This window comes from Methylobacter sp. Wu8, from assembly GCF_036440755.1.
Taxonomy (GTDB): Bacteria; Pseudomonadota; Gammaproteobacteria; order Methylococcales; family Methylomonadaceae; genus Methylobacter_A; species Methylobacter_A tundripaludum_A.
In genome coordinates, this window is sequence record NZ_JAZGVT010000069.1 from 94,618 (window position 1) to 112,257 (window position 17,640).

16 protein-coding genes are annotated in these 17,640 nt (G+C 48.4%); 11 read left to right on the plus strand and 5 right to left on the minus strand.

Annotated elements, in window-relative coordinates:
• Positions 1-225: 225 nt before the first annotated feature.
• On the minus strand, positions 226-384 hold the full coding sequence (locus V3O24_RS13220; RefSeq protein WP_331307585.1) for a hypothetical protein: 159 nt from the start codon (positions 382-384) through the stop codon (positions 226-228).
• Between the two features lie 192 nt (positions 385-576).
• Between V3O24_RS13220 and V3O24_RS13225 the strand changes: the two genes are divergently transcribed.
• Positions 577-1,926 (plus strand): GGDEF domain-containing protein, encoded by a 1,350-nt coding sequence (locus V3O24_RS13225; RefSeq protein ID WP_331307586.1) that lies wholly within the window; start codon positions 577-579, stop codon positions 1,924-1,926.
• Between the two features lie 99 nt (positions 1,927-2,025).
• On the opposite strand, the gene corA is transcribed toward V3O24_RS13225, so the two are convergent.
• Entirely contained in the window at positions 2,026-3,090 is a 1,065-nt protein-coding gene (gene corA / locus V3O24_RS13230; protein WP_331307587.1) for a magnesium/cobalt transporter CorA, read from the minus strand.
• Positions 3,091-3,198: 108 nt separating this feature from the next.
• On the opposite strand from corA, the gene V3O24_RS13235 reads away from it, so the two are divergent.
• Together V3O24_RS13235 and radA are read left to right on the plus strand one after the other, a co-directional pair.
• Complete coding sequence (locus tag V3O24_RS13235) at positions 3,199-3,669, plus strand: ATP-dependent zinc protease (RefSeq protein ID WP_331307588.1); 471 nt, start codon at positions 3,199-3,201, stop codon at positions 3,667-3,669.
• A gap of 161 nt (positions 3,670-3,830) precedes the next feature.
• Complete coding sequence (gene radA, locus V3O24_RS13240; protein WP_331307589.1) at positions 3,831-5,201, plus strand: DNA repair protein RadA; 1,371 nt, start codon at positions 3,831-3,833, stop codon at positions 5,199-5,201.
• A gap of 109 nt (positions 5,202-5,310) precedes the next feature.
• Here radA and V3O24_RS13245 read toward each other — a convergent pair whose 3' ends face one another.
• From V3O24_RS13245 to V3O24_RS13255, 3 genes are all read right to left on the minus strand, one after another.
• Entirely contained in the window at positions 5,311-5,679 is a 369-nt protein-coding gene (locus V3O24_RS13245) for a PilZ domain-containing protein (RefSeq protein WP_104424153.1), read from the minus strand.
• Between the two features lie 4 nt (positions 5,680-5,683).
• Entirely contained in the window at positions 5,684-6,256 is a 573-nt protein-coding gene (locus V3O24_RS13250) for an FHA domain-containing protein (protein ID WP_104424154.1), read from the minus strand.
• A gap of 109 nt (positions 6,257-6,365) precedes the next feature.
• Positions 6,366-7,616, minus strand: coding sequence for an HlyC/CorC family transporter (locus V3O24_RS13255; protein ID WP_331307590.1), 1,251 nt, complete (start codon positions 7,614-7,616; stop codon positions 6,366-6,368).
• 297 nt (positions 7,617-7,913) lie between these two features.
• On the opposite strand from V3O24_RS13255, the gene V3O24_RS13260 reads away from it, so the two are divergent.
• The 8 genes from V3O24_RS13260 (at position 7,914) to fliI (ending at position 17,618) form a co-directional block, all read left to right on the plus strand.
• Positions 7,914-9,413 (plus strand): sigma-54 dependent transcriptional regulator, encoded by a 1,500-nt coding sequence (locus V3O24_RS13260; protein ID WP_331307621.1) that lies wholly within the window; start codon positions 7,914-7,916, stop codon positions 9,411-9,413.
• A gap of 144 nt (positions 9,414-9,557) precedes the next feature.
• Complete coding sequence (locus tag V3O24_RS13265; protein ID WP_331307591.1) at positions 9,558-10,859, plus strand: ATP-binding protein; 1,302 nt, start codon at positions 9,558-9,560, stop codon at positions 10,857-10,859.
• Entirely contained in the window at positions 10,846-12,225 is a 1,380-nt protein-coding gene (locus tag V3O24_RS13270) for a sigma-54 dependent transcriptional regulator (protein WP_331307592.1), read from the plus strand. The genes V3O24_RS13265 and V3O24_RS13270 overlap by 14 nt, the downstream gene beginning before the upstream one ends.
• Positions 12,226-12,285: 60 nt before the next feature.
• Positions 12,286-12,600 carry a flagellar hook-basal body complex protein FliE gene (gene fliE / locus V3O24_RS13275; RefSeq protein ID WP_331307593.1) on the plus strand — a complete coding sequence of 105 codons (315 nt, stop codon included), beginning with the start codon at positions 12,286-12,288 and terminating at the stop codon, positions 12,598-12,600.
• A gap of 25 nt (positions 12,601-12,625) precedes the next feature.
• Complete coding sequence (gene fliF / locus V3O24_RS13280; protein ID WP_331307594.1) at positions 12,626-14,446, plus strand: flagellar basal-body MS-ring/collar protein FliF; 1,821 nt, start codon at positions 12,626-12,628, stop codon at positions 14,444-14,446.
• Positions 14,439-15,455, plus strand: coding sequence for a flagellar motor switch protein FliG (gene fliG, locus V3O24_RS13285; protein WP_104424161.1), 1,017 nt, complete (start codon positions 14,439-14,441; stop codon positions 15,453-15,455). Before fliF ends, fliG begins: the two co-directional genes overlap by 8 nt.
• Positions 15,442-16,263, plus strand: coding sequence for a flagellar assembly protein FliH (locus tag V3O24_RS13290; RefSeq protein ID WP_331307595.1), 822 nt, complete (start codon positions 15,442-15,444; stop codon positions 16,261-16,263). The genes fliG and V3O24_RS13290 overlap by 14 nt, the downstream gene beginning before the upstream one ends.
• Positions 16,260-17,618 carry a flagellar protein export ATPase FliI gene (gene fliI, locus V3O24_RS13295; protein ID WP_104424163.1) on the plus strand — a complete coding sequence of 453 codons (1,359 nt, stop codon included), beginning with the start codon at positions 16,260-16,262 and terminating at the stop codon, positions 17,616-17,618. The genes V3O24_RS13290 and fliI overlap by 4 nt, the downstream gene beginning before the upstream one ends.
• Positions 17,619-17,640 lie beyond the last annotated feature (22 nt).

Here is a 17,640-nt window from a genome sequence, read left to right on the forward strand (position 1 = left end):
TGAATGTGAACTCATACGACGGGTAAATTTGCTTCGTTCTCGCCGCGTGGGAATGTAGTATGGGACGCGCCGCATCCTGTGTTACGCTGGTTCGCAATCTCCAGCTCAACATTTTCAACGGGATCTGTTTCCCAACAACACAATGATGAAGCAATATAATTGTTTGTGGTTTTTTGTGCTCATGATGATTGTTAATGGCCAATTAAACCGAGCCAAAATTGGCCATTAATTTTGAGCCACTTTTTCAGACGTTATCTTGAATCCAGCAGCTTCAAACAGCCCTGTTACTATGAGCCGGTGCTCGACATGATGCACGGCTGTACTGAGCGACGGTGTACCCGATAGTCTTTCGCTTTCGCTCAATTCAATCGGTTTTACACTCATTGCCTAAACATTTTCCTATTTTAATGCATGGCGATTTATTGTTAAGCGCTTAAGTGGCTAGCTAATAACTGGTTACCGCTATCAGCGACAGTCGGTTCCCGACCCCGAGCAGCATTCGGCTAAGAATAATTCGTTGACTTCTTTTCGAAATATAGCTGACTATAGCCCGCCTAATTTTCTAGTTTTCTACCAATGCCCGAAATTCGATTTAAAGAAATCATTCTTGCTCTACGCTTGGTTCGGCCACTGGGTTTTTTCTGTGTAGTCAGTTCCTTGATCGTTTTGATAGGTTATATACTTAATTTTGAACCACTGTACAGGCCTATAAGCAGCGGTCCCGCTACTCATCCATTAACAGCAATAATGTTGTTTCTTCTGGGTGTCGGTAAATCTTTCTGGCGGCCTTATTCAAATACCCCCTTAATAATGGGGTGCGATATTTTAGCTTTTTTGTTGGCTGGCGCTCGGCTTATCGAGTTTTTTTCCGCTATCCCCATTTTACAAATAATCACCCCTTTTTCCACACAGTTAGCCCAATCGGCAATAGCGGGGAAACCGATTGAAATAGGCATCAATACGGCTGTTTTTATTTTAATGTGCGCAGCCGCTTCAATACTTTTTGCCCAGAAAAAATATGTTTTATCTCAGCTTTTAGCTTTTCTGGCATTGGGTATTCCTTTTGTGAGTTTGACCGGTTATTTCTACGCCGTGCCCATGTTTTATGGACAGATGGCGCTTACGACAGTAATTCCTTCAATACCGGCTGGCTATGCCGCTCTGTTGGTAAATGCCCAATATCATGCATTGCGAGCAATTCTAAGCCCCTGGGTTGGCGGAAAAATCGCCAGAATCCAATTTGTATTGGGCTATTTATTCCCAATCTTCTTGGGCTACTTGTTATTCTCCATTAAATTTCACAATTCGAGTGAGCTGATAGGCGTATTTGTCATTCTAACTGGTATGTTCATAACTTTGCTGATCGCCTATTCAGCGATGTATCAGGAAAAAATTGATGCTTCAAGACGCCAGTTAGAGCGTAAACAAAATTTTGCAGCCACTACTGATGCGTTGACTTTATTAAGGAATCGGCATTTTCTTCTGGAAAGCGGCAATTACCTCATAGAACGCGCCAAACGAAATCAGGAGTGTTTGTCAGTAATGATGCTAGATGTCGATCATTTCAAATACATTAATGATAATTATGGACACCAAGCCGGCGATGAGGTTTTGCAAATTTTAGCGGCTACAATTCGGGCGTCTATTCGCAAAGATGATATTAGCGGACGATATGGGGGGGAAGAATTTGTTGTTTTATTACCGTGTACAGATTTATCCGGGGCTATGCTGCTAGCGGAAAAATTAAGACAGTCTATAGCAACTCAGCTTTTTCCAATTGACAAGGCTGTTACGGTTTCGATTGGCTGCGCTGAGCTGAAAAAAAATGAAGTTCTTAATGGTTTGCTGAGTCGGGCTGATCATTTTATGTATCAAGCTAAAATGAATGGACGCAATCAGGTTGCGGGTTATTCCGCCGCCATCTGAATGGCAACTTTGTGAAAATGATCTGGCATCACATGAAACTTGTGAGCGCCGCTTTTTGCCTGTTTTTTTAATCGGTGCATCTTGGTGATTTTTACCCAGTTAAAGCCAGTCCTTTTTCTTAAAAAACCTGAGCAAAAATACCGATACCCCTATAAATATCATCCACAATGTCGGGTAACCCCAACGCCATTTAAGTTCCGGCATGTATTCGAAGTTCATGCCGTAGACACCGGCGATGAAGGTTAGCGGAATAAAAATGGACGCAAACACGGTCAGCACTTTCATGGTTTCGTTCATTTTGTTGCTGACGCTGGATAAATAAATATCCAGCATACCGGAGATTAAATCCCGGTAGGATTCCATGGCTTCGGTTACGCGTATCACATGATCATAAATATCGCCGAAGTAGCGTTTGGTTTTGTCTTTGATCAGCGGCGATTCGCAGCGCTGAATGGAAGCCAGCAACTCCCGCATCGGCGATACGCTTCGGCGTAAAAAAATCAATTCGCGCTTGATTTTCTGGATGGTGTTCAGGGTTTGCGCCGATGGATCGGTCAGTAATTCATCTTCAACGGTTTCAATCAGTTCGTCGAAGGTGTCTTGCAGGCTAAAATACTCGTCGACGATGCTGTCCATGATCACATAGGCCAGGTAATCCGTACCCAGATTCCTGAGATGGCTTTTATCGTTGTTAAGCCGGGTGAACAGGGGTTCGAACAGCGCATCGGGCTTTTCCTTGAAGGTGAAAACAAATTTGTCTAGCAGCAGTAAGCTGACCTGCTCATACTCGACATTAAACTTATCCGCAGCCAGGGCAATCGCTTTGATGACGATATACAAATAATCGTCAAATTCCTCGAATTTCGGGCGTTGGTGAGTGTTGAGAATATCTTCAAGCACCAGACCATGAATATCAAAATGTTGTCCGATCGCGTCAATAATTGAAACGTCTTTCAGGCCGTCGATAATTACCCAGGTGATGGTGTCGGTGGTCTTGTAGGGCAGCAGCTCTTCAATGGTCTTTATGGTGCGCCGGTTTAGCGATGATTTGTTGTAATCAATGACGGTGATTTTCTGTTCGTACTTATGCACTTCGCCGACATGCACCAGCGATCCTGGCGGCAGACCCGATTTTTCGGAGGCGTAACTCAGTGATTCAGACATGGTTTATCCTTTTGATAATTTTTTTTATCCGGCTTAGGTATTCAAGCATAATGGCGCATATTTTAGTTGTTTGGACAAAGTATAACTTTAGATGAAGGCTTTACACAGATGATACACAAACCGATGCTGGGCTGGCGCGAGTGGGTGGCTTTGCCGGAACTCAAGCTTGCCGGGATTAAAGCAAAAATCGATACCGGGGCGAGATCATCGGCTTTGCATGCGTTCGCTATCGAGCCTTATCGAAAAGGCGGGCAGCGCTGGGTGATGTTTGCGATTCATCCCTTGCAGCAACGCTACGACATGGCGGTTGAATGTCACGCACCGGTTAAAGACCGGCGCATGGTTACGGATTCCGGCGGGCACAAGCAGCGCCGTTATGTGATCGAAACCCAGCTGTTGCTGGGGCCATCGGTGATAAGAGCCGAGATGACGCTGACCAACCGTGATACGATGCGCTTTCGTATGTTGCTGGGACGCACGGCGATGGATGCGCGGTTTATCATCGATCCCGGCGCATCGTATCTACAGGGCAAGCCCGATGCGGATGAATACCGGCGATTGCTGGAACGTAAAGATTAAAGACGAAAGGCTAAAGGCTAAAGGCTAAAGGCTAAAGTGTATCTTTCGCCCTTTGCCCTTTGCCCTTTGCCCTTCGTCTTTTACCTTTAGCCTTTATTCAGTCAAATCCGTGCTATCCGAGTTCTATTTTTAACAGCTGTTAAAGACATTTTTAAAGACTTATGAGCAAGAAAAACAAAACCGCGTTTGTCTGCGATCAGTGCGGCGCCGATTTCCCCCGCTGGGGCGGGCAATGCACCAGTTGCGGCGAATGGAATACTATCAAGGAAGTCAGGCTGGGCGGGGCAGAGCGTCATAACCGCACGGCGGGTTATGCCGGGAGCCGGTCGGAGGTTAAATTATTATCCGACGTTAATCTTTCCCAGGCGGAGCGGATTTTCAGCGGAATTTCCGAATTCGACCGCGTTTTGGGCGGCGGCATCGTTTGCGGCAGCGTGGTGTTGATCGGCGGAGCGCCGGGGGCGGGCAAGAGTACGCTGCTGTTGCAGGCGATTGCCAATATTGCCGGGCGCGGCGTGAGCGTGCTTTACGTGTCCGGCGAGGAGTCGCTGCAACAGATTGCCGAAAGGGCGCACCGGCTCAAGCTGCCTGCGGACAAGATCATGATGCTGGCCGAAACCTCGGTGCAGCGGATTTGCGATGTGATGGATGAAGTCAAGCCGCAAATTCTGGTGATCGATTCGATTCAGGTGATGCATACTCAGGATACGGAGTCGGCGCCGGGTTCGGTTTCCCAAGTCAGGGAGTCGGCCAGTTATTTGACCCAATACGCCAAAAAGCACGACGTATCCATTTTTATGGTCGGGCATGTGACCAAGGATCAATCGCTGGCGGGACCGATGACCTTGAGCCATATCGTCGATACGCAAGTGATGCTGGGATCAACCGATGACGCGCGGTTCAGGGTGTTACGGGCGGATAAAAACCGTTTCGGCAGCGTCGGCGAGCTGGGCTTTTTCGCGATGGACAGCACTGGGCTAAAAGAGGTTAAAAATCCCTCGGCGATGTTTTTAAACCGGCCGGACAAGCCCTCCTCAGGCAGCGTGGTGACGGTGTTGTGGGAGGGGACGCGACCGCTGCTGGTGGAAATTCAGGCGCTGGTGACCGAATGCCAGTATGGCAATCCTCGGCGGCTGGCGGTGGGCTTCGATCAAAATCGTCTGGCGATGTTGCTGGCGGTGCTGTCGCGGCACGGCGGCATTTTTACCGCGAATGATGAAATCTATGCCAATGTGGTCGGCGGCATTAAGGTGACCGAAACCAGTTCCGATTTAGCTATTGTGGTCGGGGTTGTGTCCAGCTTGAGGGATAAGGTGATTCCGCATGATACGTTCTTTTTCGGCGAAATTGGATTGAGCGGGGAAATCAGGCCGGTAGCCAATGGTCACGCCCGGCTAAATGATGCGGCAAAACACGGCTTCAAAAAGGCGGTGATTCCGAAGGCTAATGCACCTAAAAAACCGATTGAGGGATTGAAGATTTACGGGGTTTCTACGCTTTCCGAAGCGTTGGATATTCTTTCGGAGATATGAGGCAAAAGACGAAAGGCTAAAGGCTAAAGGCTAAAGGCTAAAGGCTAAAGGCTAAAGGCTAAAAAAGAACCCTTTCGCCTTTCGTCTTTTGCCCTTCGCCTAATTCATCTTACTCGAACAGCGCCAACAAATCCCTTTCCAGTAAGGCGCTGTTGCCAAGATTAAGCTCGACCAGACGGCGTAGCTCGGAAATACTGTCTATATCGATATGCTCACATTTAAACCCGACTTTATTGCCGACGACGTGGGTTGCGGTCAACTCCATTTTTATTTGGGCATCCTCGGACAGGTGTAAGGTGAGCGTGTAGAGTTTTTCCGGGTTTTCTTCCCAGGGAAAGTCAAAGCGTAATAAACAGCCTTTTAACGACAAATCAATAATTTCGCAGCTCCATGTATTGTCATCGGAGCTTAAGGTTGCTTCTTCGGCGAAATGAATGCGGTGAAAATGGCGGTGGTCTGGGTTTTCTATTGGATTCATGGATTTAATTCAAAAAGAATTGCAGGGATGTATTGTCGATAACCAACACATCATTCGTGTTCAATTTTAGCGCTTTATCGTTTAAGGGCTCATTGTTTACGGTAATGGTGCCGCTGTTTTCCAAGACTGAAACAAAATACCCGTCTTTTCTCCTTGAGATAGCAACAACGCCGTTGCCATCACGGCCAAGCCGGGCCATTGGCTTTTTTAATTGCAGGATTTTCCCGATATTGTCGCCGGTCATAAATTGCAGATTGGCGGTCTGGCTAAGCGATTTTAATTCGATTGGCTCCGCGGTATTGAACATGACGCCATGTTTTCCCATTGAGATCATGTCGTTGTCATTGAGAATGCGGGTTTTGGTTTCTTCACCGTTGATGATTAGCGGGAATTCATCGTTGAGTTGTTTGATAGTGCAGTCATCGTCACCAATAATGATTACGGCGTGAGCCGGAGCGACGGTCAGGCTGTCAATCGTTAAGTCATTGCTTTCATCGCGTCCGATATGGACAATACCGTTTTCAAACAGGCTCGAATGAATTGCTTTGTCTTTGAAAAAAACGGTGAGTTTTGCCATTGTTATGGATGAGCATCTTTAAACGAGTTTTGATTATAGACGGTATCATTTTAGTTGTTCAACAAATTCCACTTTTGGGTAATGCCTCGGTCGGCCTTGTGAGAAAGGCTTATTTTATCGGTAGAAATTTGACCAATTTAACGCTATTTTCATCCCGTTTTATAATTTCCAGCGGGTATCCGTGCAGCCTGATACCGGTTCCTGTTTCGGGGATGGTTTCCATAAACTCAATAATAAGTCCGTTCAGTGTTTTAGGCCCCTCCGTGGGCAGAGACCATTGGGCGACGCGGTTTAGTTCCCTGATAGTTATATTGGCGTCAACCAGATAGCTGCCGTCGTTTTGGGCTCTAACGGCGACGTCGTCGGTGATCAGCTCACCTACTATTTCCTGCAATAAATCGTCCAGTGTGACTAATCCCTGCACATCGCCGTATTCATCGACCACCAGACCTATGCGGATTTTTTCATGTTTAAACCGGTGCATTTGATTATGTACCGGGGTGCTCTCAGGAATAAATGAGGGCTTGTCCAGGCAGCTGATGATGGTGTGCTTATCAAAGTCTTCCTGGTTAATCAGCACCAGTATCTTCCTTAAGTGGATAAAGCCGATAATTCTGTCGATGCTGGTTTTGTAGACGGGTAATCGGGTATGCGGGCTGGTTTTTATTCGGCTAATGATGTCTTCAATAGGCGACTCAAGGTCTATGCCGATAATTTCGTTGCGAGGCGTCATGATGTCTTCAACCGTCGCCGATTCGAGCTCGAGTATGCCCATCAGCATTTTCTGGTAGCGTGTAGGCATCAGACTTTCCGCATCGCTAATAATGCTTTTTAATTCGTCTTTATTTAGTGCATCATGACGATTTTTTTTGACATCGACGCCGACTACGCGGAGCAACAGGTTGACAAATAAATTGACGAACCAAACGATGGGATAAAGGATTTTCAGTAAAGGTGTGTAAATCCAGGCGGCGGGGAAGGCAAGCGGCTCCGGTTTGATGGCGGCGAGCGTTTTGGGCGTTACTTCCGAGCAAATAAGCATTACGATAGTCAAAATTCCGGCAGCGATAGCGACACTGGATTCTTCATCGGCATAGAGCTTAATGGCGATGACAGTCGCTATTGAGGATGCGAAATTATTGACAAAATTATTGCATAGCAAAATCAGGCCGAGCAAGCGCTCCGGTCTTTGCAGTAATTGCTGTGCTTTGGTTGCACCGGAATGATTTAGTTTAACTAAATGTTTTAAACGATAACGGTTTAGCGTCATCAAGGCCGTTTCCGAGCCGGAGAAAAAAGCGGAAAGAATAAGCATGGCGGCAAGTATGCCAAACAGCATGCCAAGGGACATATCGTTCAAAGAAGATGTACTCTGGGGTTGTGAAAACGGCTCTAGTCTCCATGATGAGAAATTTTTGTCAAGCGTCGATGTGAGTTGCTGATGAGGTTGATTGTGTAAGTTACATTAGAAAGGTATTAGAACAATATGAAATAAAAAGAATTTTGACATGCTGCTGATTCGATGCTTAACTTTGCCGAATAGCTAAATAATTAGAGAGATTTTTTTTAAGGCCTTGCTGGATAATGGGCAGCAGTTACTATTCGGTCGGTTTCCAGGCTGTTAAACGGCCTATTAATGAGTGATGAGTGTGAAAATATGGCGTTGCCGCGCATTTTGGTAGTTGACAATAACAAAGCAAGAATCCAGCAATTGGAGGCGGTTTTCCAGTTTATGGGATACGCAGTACAAGCCGTAGGAACGGCGGACTATGCGTCTTGTTTTAGCGAAACTGATCAGCTGTGCGGGGTTTTTGTCGGCGATGGCATTGAAAAACAGGCGACTGTGGTCAGTGATATTGTGGAGCGGGCGAATAAGATTCCCGTCGTCCTGCTGATCAATAAGGGAACCGCACTTCAGGTTTCGACCGCGATCACCAATAGTGTGTTTCAAGTACTGGAATGGCCGACTACGCATCCCGTGTTGAAACCCATACTCGATAAATTTTCAGCATCGGGCGGGCATACGGTTTTTACAGTACGTGAAGGAGGGGACCGTCGTGCGCCTACCGCTCAGAGGCTAAAAGGCAAAAGCCAGGCTATTGTCGAGATCCGCAAGCTGATCGAGCAGGTTGCGGAATCGGATGCAACGGTTTTAATTCTTGGCGAGTCGGGCACCGGAAAAGAAGTGGTTGCCAGGGCTTTGCACGACGCCTCTTTTCGTAAAGACAAACCCTTTGTGCCGATAAATTGCGGCGCGATTCCGGGGGAGTTATTGGAGAGCGAATTGTTCGGGCATGAGAAAGGGGCATTTACCGGGGCTTTAACCGCCCGGCAAGGCCGTTTTGAAATGGCCGAAGGCGGTACGCTTTTTTTGGACGAAATCGGCGATATGCCTCTGGCTATGCAGGTCAAACTATTGCGCGTATTGCAGGAACGCACCTTTGAGCGCGTAGGAAGTAACAAAACTATACATTGCGATGTGCGGGTTATTGCCGCAACGCACAGGTATCTTGAAAACGAGATTAAAGAAAACCGGTTCCGGGAAGATCTGTTTTACCGCTTAAATGTTTTTCCTATTGAAATACCGGCCTTAAAAGACAGGGCTGAAGACATCCCCTTGTTAGTGAACGATCTGATCGCACGTATGGAAGCGTCCAATCGCGGTTCAGTACGGATGACCTCTGCCGCATTAGCCGTGCTGATGCAACATGACTGGCCCGGCAATGTCAGGGAGTTGGCAAATTTGATTGAACGCTTGGCAATTATTAATCCCAAAGGGCTCGTTGACGCGGCTGATTTGCCGGAAAAATTTCAACAGTACGACGTTTCTGAAGACATCATTAATGATGCGGAAGCGATGAGCGACGAAGAAGCTGTTAATACAAAGGAAGGAAAAGAAGATCGTGAGGAAGAGGAGGAGTTATCCGGGGCCGGACAAATTGAGGTTATCGGTACTCTTGATAGTTCGTCGGGTGCTTTAGCCCAGTTGCCGGAACAGGGAATCGATTTGAAAGAATATTTGAATGTTTTAGAACTCGATTTGATACGGCAGGCGTTAAATGAATGCAACGGCGTGGTGGCCCATGCCGCCAAGAGGTTGAATATGCGGCGTACAACATTGGTTGAGAAATTACGCAAATATGATTTGCAACGTTAAGTAGGGGAGTCAATTCTTTGGCGGATTGGTTTTTAAATGTTGGGCGAGTGATGTAAGCAATTGAAATTAAAGTAGTTAATATTTGGTCTGGTTTTTGCTTGTCCACAATTAAGTTTGAGAGATAAAAACCTAGAGCGATCAGATATGAATACTCAGAAAAACCAGAAAACCGAGCAACTCACCGATGCGTTTCGCATTTTTAACGAACTATCCCAGAACTTGTCGGTTTCTTACCAAGGACTGGAAGAGCAGGTCGCCAAACTGCATGCTGAGCTTGCCTTCGCCCATAGTGAACGGCTCAGAACGCTTGAGGAAAAAGAAAAGCTTGCCAGCCGGTTGGAAAAGATATTGGCAGCGCTTCCGGCCGGGGTTATTGTGTTGGATGTGGATGGTAAGGTTTTGGATTGCAATGCGGTAGCGATAGCCTTTTTAGGCGAACCTCTGATTGGTCAGGATTGGCTTGACGTTGTCGCCCGCAGTTTGATTCCCGTCGTCGGTAACCCGCATGAACGCCAATTGAGCAATGGCAAACGGGTCAATATGACCGCCAGCAGAGACGTAGCAGATACCGATTCCGGGCAAATTATTTTGTTGTCCGACGTCAGCGAAATGCGCAACCTGCAGGATATGCTGAATCAGCAAAAACAGTTGTCGGCCATGGGCGAAATGGTCGCGAGCATGGCGCATCAGGTCAGGACGCCGCTGGCGACGGCGATACTTTATGCGTCGCAAATGGGCAGTCCGGCAGTGGATCATGAAAAACGGCAGCGGTTTTCGCAAAAAATTCTTGAGCGTCTGCAATATCTGGAAAGGCAGGTTAACGATATGTTGATTTTTGCCAAAGACGGGCGTTTGGCGATGGAGACTTTTTCATTGGCCGAACTGTTGAATCATCTGAAAGAAGCGGTGAAAGACTATACCGGCAACGGCGGGATTGATTTGCAGATTGTTAATGAGGTACAAAGCGACGTAATGCTGGGTAATGAAAATGCCTTGCGCGGTGCGTTGCTTAATTTATTGAATAATGCGGTTGATGCGGTAGGGCAGGCCGGGTGCATACACATTTCCGTGGATCAGCTTGACGGCTGCAATTTACGGATCGTGATTGAAGATGACGGTCCGGGTATCGAAAGCGAGCTATGTCAGCGTATTTTTGAGCCGTTTTTCACCACCAAGAGCTATGGTACCGGTTTGGGATTGGCGGTCGTCGACAGCGTAGTGAAGGCGCATGGCGGTCAAGTACGTGTCGAATCGGTTCTGGGGCGGGGCACTGTTTTTTCGATAGTCCTGCCTTGTATCAATCAGGCGTTTGGTTTACTGCCGGGCGGGTTTTCACATAAGGCTATCCAGCCTGATGCCCTTCGGGTCAATGCAAATCTGTTCCAGACAGATTTGTCCGGTAAAAATCATCATCAACAAAGGGAGCTGAACCATGAAACAGTATGATGTGTTAGTCGTTGAGGATGATCTGTCTTTATGCGAAGCACTTTGCGATACGCTGGAGATAGGCGGTTATCGTGTGGTTTCCGCCCGCAACGGTACAGAAGCGTTAATTAAGTTGGAACACAGTCAGTTTAAGCTGGTTGTCAGCGATGTGCAGATGCCGGTTATGGATGGCTTTCAGCTATTGAAAAATATGCAGCAAAAATATTCGGAAACGCCGGTGCTGCTGATGACGGCTTTCGGGACTATCCCTAAGGCAGTCGAAGCCATGCAGGCAGGTGCTTCCGATTATCTTATCAAGCCATTCGATGCCGAGGCGCTGGTCAATAAGGTGGCTGATTATGTGACAGCCAATCCGTTGGCGGCCAATACGGCCGATAATGAGCGAGTCGTGCAGGACAACGGCATGAAAAAACTTTATGCGTTGACTGCCAGGGTTGCTAAAACCGATGTTACCGTGTTGTTGCAGGGTGAAAGTGGAACGGGCAAAGAAGTTATTGCCGGCTATATTCATCAGAATTCGGCTTATCATCGCGGGCCTTTTGTTGCGGTGAATTGCGCGGCTATTCCTGAAAACATGCTGGAGGCAATGTTGTTCGGTTATGAAAAAGGCGCATACACCGGCGCCGTTCAGTCTATGCCGGGGAAATTCGAGCAGGCTCAGGGCGGTACTTTGTTGCTGGATGAGATAGCCGAAATGGATCTGGGCTTGCAGGCAAAGTTATTGCGGGTGTTGCAGGAAAAAGAGGTCGAGCGTCTGGGCAGCCAGAAAAAAATCAAGTTGAACGTCAGAATTTTGGCGGCTACCAATCAGAAGCTAAAAGAACAGATGGAGCAAGGACGGTTCCGCGAAGATTTGTATTATCGTCTGAATGTATTCCCAATTAACATTCCGCCGTTACGCAATCGGCCGGGCGATATTTTGCCGCTCGCGCAGGAACTCATGCAGCGGCATAGATCGGACGGCAAAAAGTTGCCTGAGTTTGACCCTAAGGCTGTCGAGAAAATGCTGGCTTATAGCTGGCCGGGTAATGTCAGGGAGCTGGATAATGTGGTGCAGCGGGCGCTTATTTTGCGGACTGGCGATAAAATTACTGTCGATGATTTGGTGTTTGAGGACATGGGCTCGATGAGGATTTCTTCCGAGAGGCAGCCTGAAACGTCTCTAGCCGAGAGTAAGGATGAAAAGCTTGAGATCAGCGGCTTGGGCGAGGGCGTTCGCTCTGCCGAAGAAAGTATTATTTTACAGACCCTGCAAATGGAAAACGGCAGTCGTAAGACAACGGCCGAGAAGTTGGGCATCAGCCCCAGAACACTCCGGTATAAAATGGCAAGGATGAAAGATTCGGGGGTGATTATTTCGTGCTAACATGTGGCATTAAAAATGCTTTACACTCTGTACTATATAAATGTGTAAGAGGAAAACCCCATGAGTGAGATGAATGTAAATCAAGTTTTGGCTCAGATGCGGGCAATGTCACTTGAGGCCGGTAGCGCTAAAGTGCAAGAGACAGGCGGCGGGGCCGATTTTGCCGCAATGCTAAAGCAGAGTATCGGAGCTGTTAATGACTCCCAGCAAACCGCCGGAAAAATGGCGGAAGCTTTTGAACAAGGCGATACTAATGTCAGTCTTGCAGAAGTTATGGTGGCTTCGCAGAAAGCAAGTGTTTCATTCCAGGCAATGCTGCAGGTTAGAAATAAATTGGTTGAAGCCTATCAAGATGTCATGAATATGCCAATGTAGCATGACGGCAAACTGTGATTAAAAAATGAGCGAAAATAGCCTGATTGAGACCAACCCAAGTCACCAGCATGACCCGACGGCAAAGAGCAAGGGTCATCTTGACGGTGAATCCTCTCATATTTTTGCGACCAAGGTTGATGCCCATCCCGCTCTAAAAGGTCTGGCCGGATTGACCATAGCGCGTCAGATAGGATTGATGTTGGGTCTGGCTCTGAGCGTCGCTATCGGCGTCGCTATTGTGCTATGGTCGCAGGAACCTTCCTACGGACGTTTGTATTCCGAGATCGGCGAAAGTGATGTGGCTGAAATTCTTGAAGTTCTCAATAAGGAGAATATTAAGTATAAAGTCGAAACCGGTTCCGGGGCCATTATGGTGCCGATGGATGATGTCAGTGCAGTGAAGCTGAAATTGGCGGCTCAGGGCTTGCCTAAAAGCACCAGTATGGGATACGAGTTACTGGACAAGGAGCAGGGTTTCGGCACCAGTAAAAGCGTTGAAGCGGTGCGCTTCCAACGAGCGTTGGAAGGCGAAATTGCGCGAACCGTTATGTCTATCCAGAATGTAAAATCAGCCAGAGTGCTATTGGCTATGCCGGTTCAGTCGGTGTTTGTGCGTGAGCGCAAGAAGCCCAGCGCTTCCGTCATGGTGAACCTGTATCAAGGCAGATCGCTGGATAAAGGGCAGGTTGAGTCAATCATTCATTTAGTTGCGTCCAGTGTGCCGCAGCTTGATGCTGACCAAGTAACGGTCGTCGATCAAAAAGGGCAACTGTTAAACAGCAATAGCTCATCAGCAGCGGGGAATTTGACCTCCAAGCAATTTGAATACAAGAAAAATATCGAAGAGCATCTGATGGGGCGCATTCAAAATATTTTGTCGCCATTGGTGGGGGGCGAGGGAATGCGCGTGCAAGTTTCAGCGGATGTGGATTTTACCGAAACTGACAGAACCCAAGAAATGTTCAATCCAGATTTGCCGGCTTTAAGGAGCGAGCAAGTATCGGAAGAGAAAAGTTCATTGTCCGCTACTCAAGGCGTTCCCGGCGCGTTATCAAATCAGCCAACGCCTGCGGGTGTCGCCCCGCAGACAACCCCCACAACAGCGGGAGCGCCAGGTTCGACTGCCCCGAACGATCAGGCCGCTTCTACTCCGTCCGGTTCGGCATCAAAAAATGCAACCAGAAACTACGAGCTGGATAAAACCATTACCCATACCCGTTTGGCCACAGGCGGCTTGCGCCGATTGTCTGTGGCTGTCGTTGTCGATGACCGCCGCATACCCCAGAGCGATGGCACGGTTAAAGCGCAGTCTTATTCCCAGGAAGATATTAATCGCTTTAGCGATCTGGTAAAACAGGCGGTAGGTTTTGACAGCAGTCGAGGCGATCAGGTTACGGTTACTAATGTCGCCTTTAAAATAGACGAACTTATTGAGGCGTTGCCGGAAATACCCGTTTGGGAACAAGGCTGGTTTCTTGATGCGATGAAACAAGTTGCCGCCGCGTTGGCCGTATTGTTCCTGTTTTTTGGTGTATTGCGGCCCACGATGCGCAGTCTGGTCGGCCGGGATATGGAAGAGAAAAAAGCCTTGGCTTTGGCCGAGGCGGAAAAAAAGGCGGCCTCTATCGGGGGAACTGTCCGTTTTGATGAGCATGGCCTGCCTATCGCCGTACCGGTCGGTCAACAAAGTGTAAATTTGAAGATGCCCGAAGAAATGCAGGATCTATTGCTTTTGGACGTACCTCAGAGTTATGAGCATCGCCTGGAATATGTGAAGCGATTGGTTGACGACGATTCAAAAGTAGTTGCGCAAGTTATTAAGTCGTGGGTTAAAAAAGATGGCTAATAAGACAGAACTAAAAAAAGATTTAACCCAAGTTGACCGCGCCGCAGTGTTGTTGCTGGCGCTGGGCATGGACAGGGCGGCGCTGGTTCTAAAGCACATGACGCCCAGGGAAGTGCAGATTTTAGGTATCACGATGGCAAGCGTCGGTGAGATTTCCATAGAGATGATGGACGAGGTGGTTGAAGAGTTTATTGTCGCAGTTAAGAACCAGACGGCTCTGGGCATGGATACCGATGAGTATATCCGAACCGTATTGATCAGCGCTTTGGGCGCAGATAAAGCGAACAGTATCCTTGACCGGATTTTGCAAGGCGGAAACACGAAAGGTATCGAACAGTTGAAGTGGATGGATACCCGGTCGATTGCAGATATGATTCGTTTAGAGCATCCGCAGATTGTCGCGACGATTATGTCCTTGATGGAAAGTGAGCAGGCGGCGGATGTGATGATGTACTTGCCCGAAAGCATGCGTGCTGACTTGATGATGAGAATTGCAACGATGAAGGGCGTGCAGCCATCCGCTCTGCGTGAGTTGGATCAAATTATGGAAAAACAACTAACCGGCTCTGATAATGTTAAATCGACCAATATCGGCGGTGTTGATGCGGTGGCTAATATTTTAAACTTTTTGGATGGCGGTGCCGCCGATCTGGTGATGTCGGGAATCGCCGAGCACAGGTCTGAATTGGCTCAGGAAATTCAGGAGAAGATGTTTACCTTTGAAGACCTCACTTCTATTGATGAAAGAGGCATGCAAACATTACTGCGTGAGGTTTCAACCGGGCAGTTGTTATTGGCGTTGCGCGGCGTGGGTAGCGAGCTTAAAGAGAAAATATTCAGTAATATGTCCAAACGTGCGGCGGAGATGCTGCGCGACGACCTGGAAGCGTCGCCGCCTGCCAAGTTGAGTGAGGTGGAATTGGCGCAGAAAGACATATTGGCTATTGCTAAAAAACTGGCGGATGCGGGTGAGATACAAATGGGCGTAGGCGGCGATGAGCTTATCTAAGACGCCAAGGTTTACGGCATCCGAGCTTGCGGCCTTAGAGTTATGGAGTATGCCGGATGTTTCCGGCAGGGTAGAGGAAGATTTTGCCGGATCGGAAGTGGTGGAGCTTGAGGAGCAGGAACCGACGCCGATTTTAACGGTCGATGAAATCGAGGCCATGCAGAAGCAGGCCTATGACGAAGCATTTGCGCAAGGCAAAATGCATGGTTTTCAGCAAGGTTTTGATGAAGGGTCCAAAAAAGGTTACGAAGATAATTTGCATTTGCTGCAAACGCAGGCGGCGACGCTGGTCAGACTGTTGGAATCCTTAAGCGAACCGTTTAAACGCCTGGATGAAGAAGTTGAAAAAGAGCTTGTTAAGCTGGTTATAGCTATCGCTACGCAAATAATACGCCGGGAGCTCAAGATGGATCCAGGGCAAATTATTGCCGTTGTCCGGGAAACGATCAATGTTTTACCGTTGGGCTCGCAAAAAATCAGTTTGAAATTACACCCGGAAGACGCCGAGTTAGTGCGTTCCGCTCTCGCGCTTGATGAGATGTCTTCAAGTTGGACTATGGTTGAAGATCCGCTAATTACCCGTGGCGGCTGCGAAGTCGATACCAAGATTTCACATGTTGATGCGACGGTAGAACACCGATTGACGGCTGTCATTGCAAACCTGCTGGGCGGTGAGCGGGCGCAGGATCTGGCGGCTGGAGGTCTCGCGGAAGGCTCTTCGGCAACAGGAGGTAAGCCGGGAGGCGGGGCGTTAGACGCGAGTGTTGTAAACGAGGCAGGAGCGGTTGCCGAGGATGAAGGCTCGTGATTCCTGATGCAGACCGGTCACGGATCTGGCTTGATAAGCTAAAACCTTATTCCGAAAGGCTGGCCGAAGTACCCGAGCTTGTTGTTGAAGGCAAGCTTTCCCGTATGGTGGGGTTGACGCTCGAAGCTGTAGGTTGCCGGGCGGCTATCGGTTCCCGTTGCCGAATCGAGACCAAAAATGGCAGGCTGATTGAGGCCGAAGTAGTGGGCTTTTCCGACGCACGGGTTTTTATGATGCCGACTGCGGAAGTTCATGGCCTTGAGCCAGATTGCCGGGTTATCCCGTTGGGGAAAAACAGTTCGGCCAAGGTGGGATTCGGTTTGTTGGGGCGTGTGCTGGATGGTGCAGGAAATGCGATTGATGATAAAGGTCCGCTTAAAACCGATGCACTGATTTCACTCAATGGGGTGCCGATCAATCCGTTGTCGAGAAGACCGATACGCGAACCGCTCGATGTCGGTGTTAGGGCGATAAATTCAATACTCAGCGTGGGGCGCGGGCAGCGTATGGGCTTGTTTGCAGGTACCGGCGTGGGTAAGAGTGTACTGTTAGGCATGATGACCAAGTTTACCAAGGCCGACATTGTCGTGGTTGGCCTGATTGGTGAGCGGGGACGAGAAGTTAACGAGTTCGTGCTGAAGACCTTGGGCGAAGAAGGGCTCAAAAGGGCTGTGGTCGTCGTTTCGCCGGCGGATTGCCCGCCTTTGATGCGTGTTCATGCGGCGTTATTGTCAACCAGCATTGCCGAGTATTTTCGCGACCAAGGCCTCGATGTGCTGTTGTTGATGGACTCATTAACGCGCTTTGCCCAAGCGCATCGTGAAATTGCGCTGGCGATCGACGAGCCGCCGGCTACCAAGGGCTATCCGCCTTCGGTTTTCGCAAAATTACCGCATTTGGTGGAGCGTGCCGGTAATGCCGATCATGGCGGCGGCTCTATCACCGCCTTCTATACTGTCCTGGCCGAGGGCGATGACACCAATGACCCTATTGCCGATGCTGCCCGAGGAGTGTTGGATGGGCACATCATATTGTCCAGAAACTTGGCCGACTCAGGGCATTTTCCCGCCATTGATATAGAAGGGTCTATCAGTCGGGTTATGCCGGATGTTGTTGATCCAGGGCATATGCAAATGGCGAAGGAATTAAGGCGGCTGTATTCACTTTATCAGCAAAACCGCGACTTGATCAGCGTCGGCGCCTACCAGCCAGGATCGGACCCTCGAATTGACAAGGCTATTGAGAAAAATCCGGCAATTTTGGAATTTTTGCAACAAAGTATGGATGACTCAGTCGATATCAATCAGAGCTTGCAGGAATTGGCGTTACTATTGGGTGTAAACCGGCCTGGCTGATGCGCTCTTCGAGATAACAAAG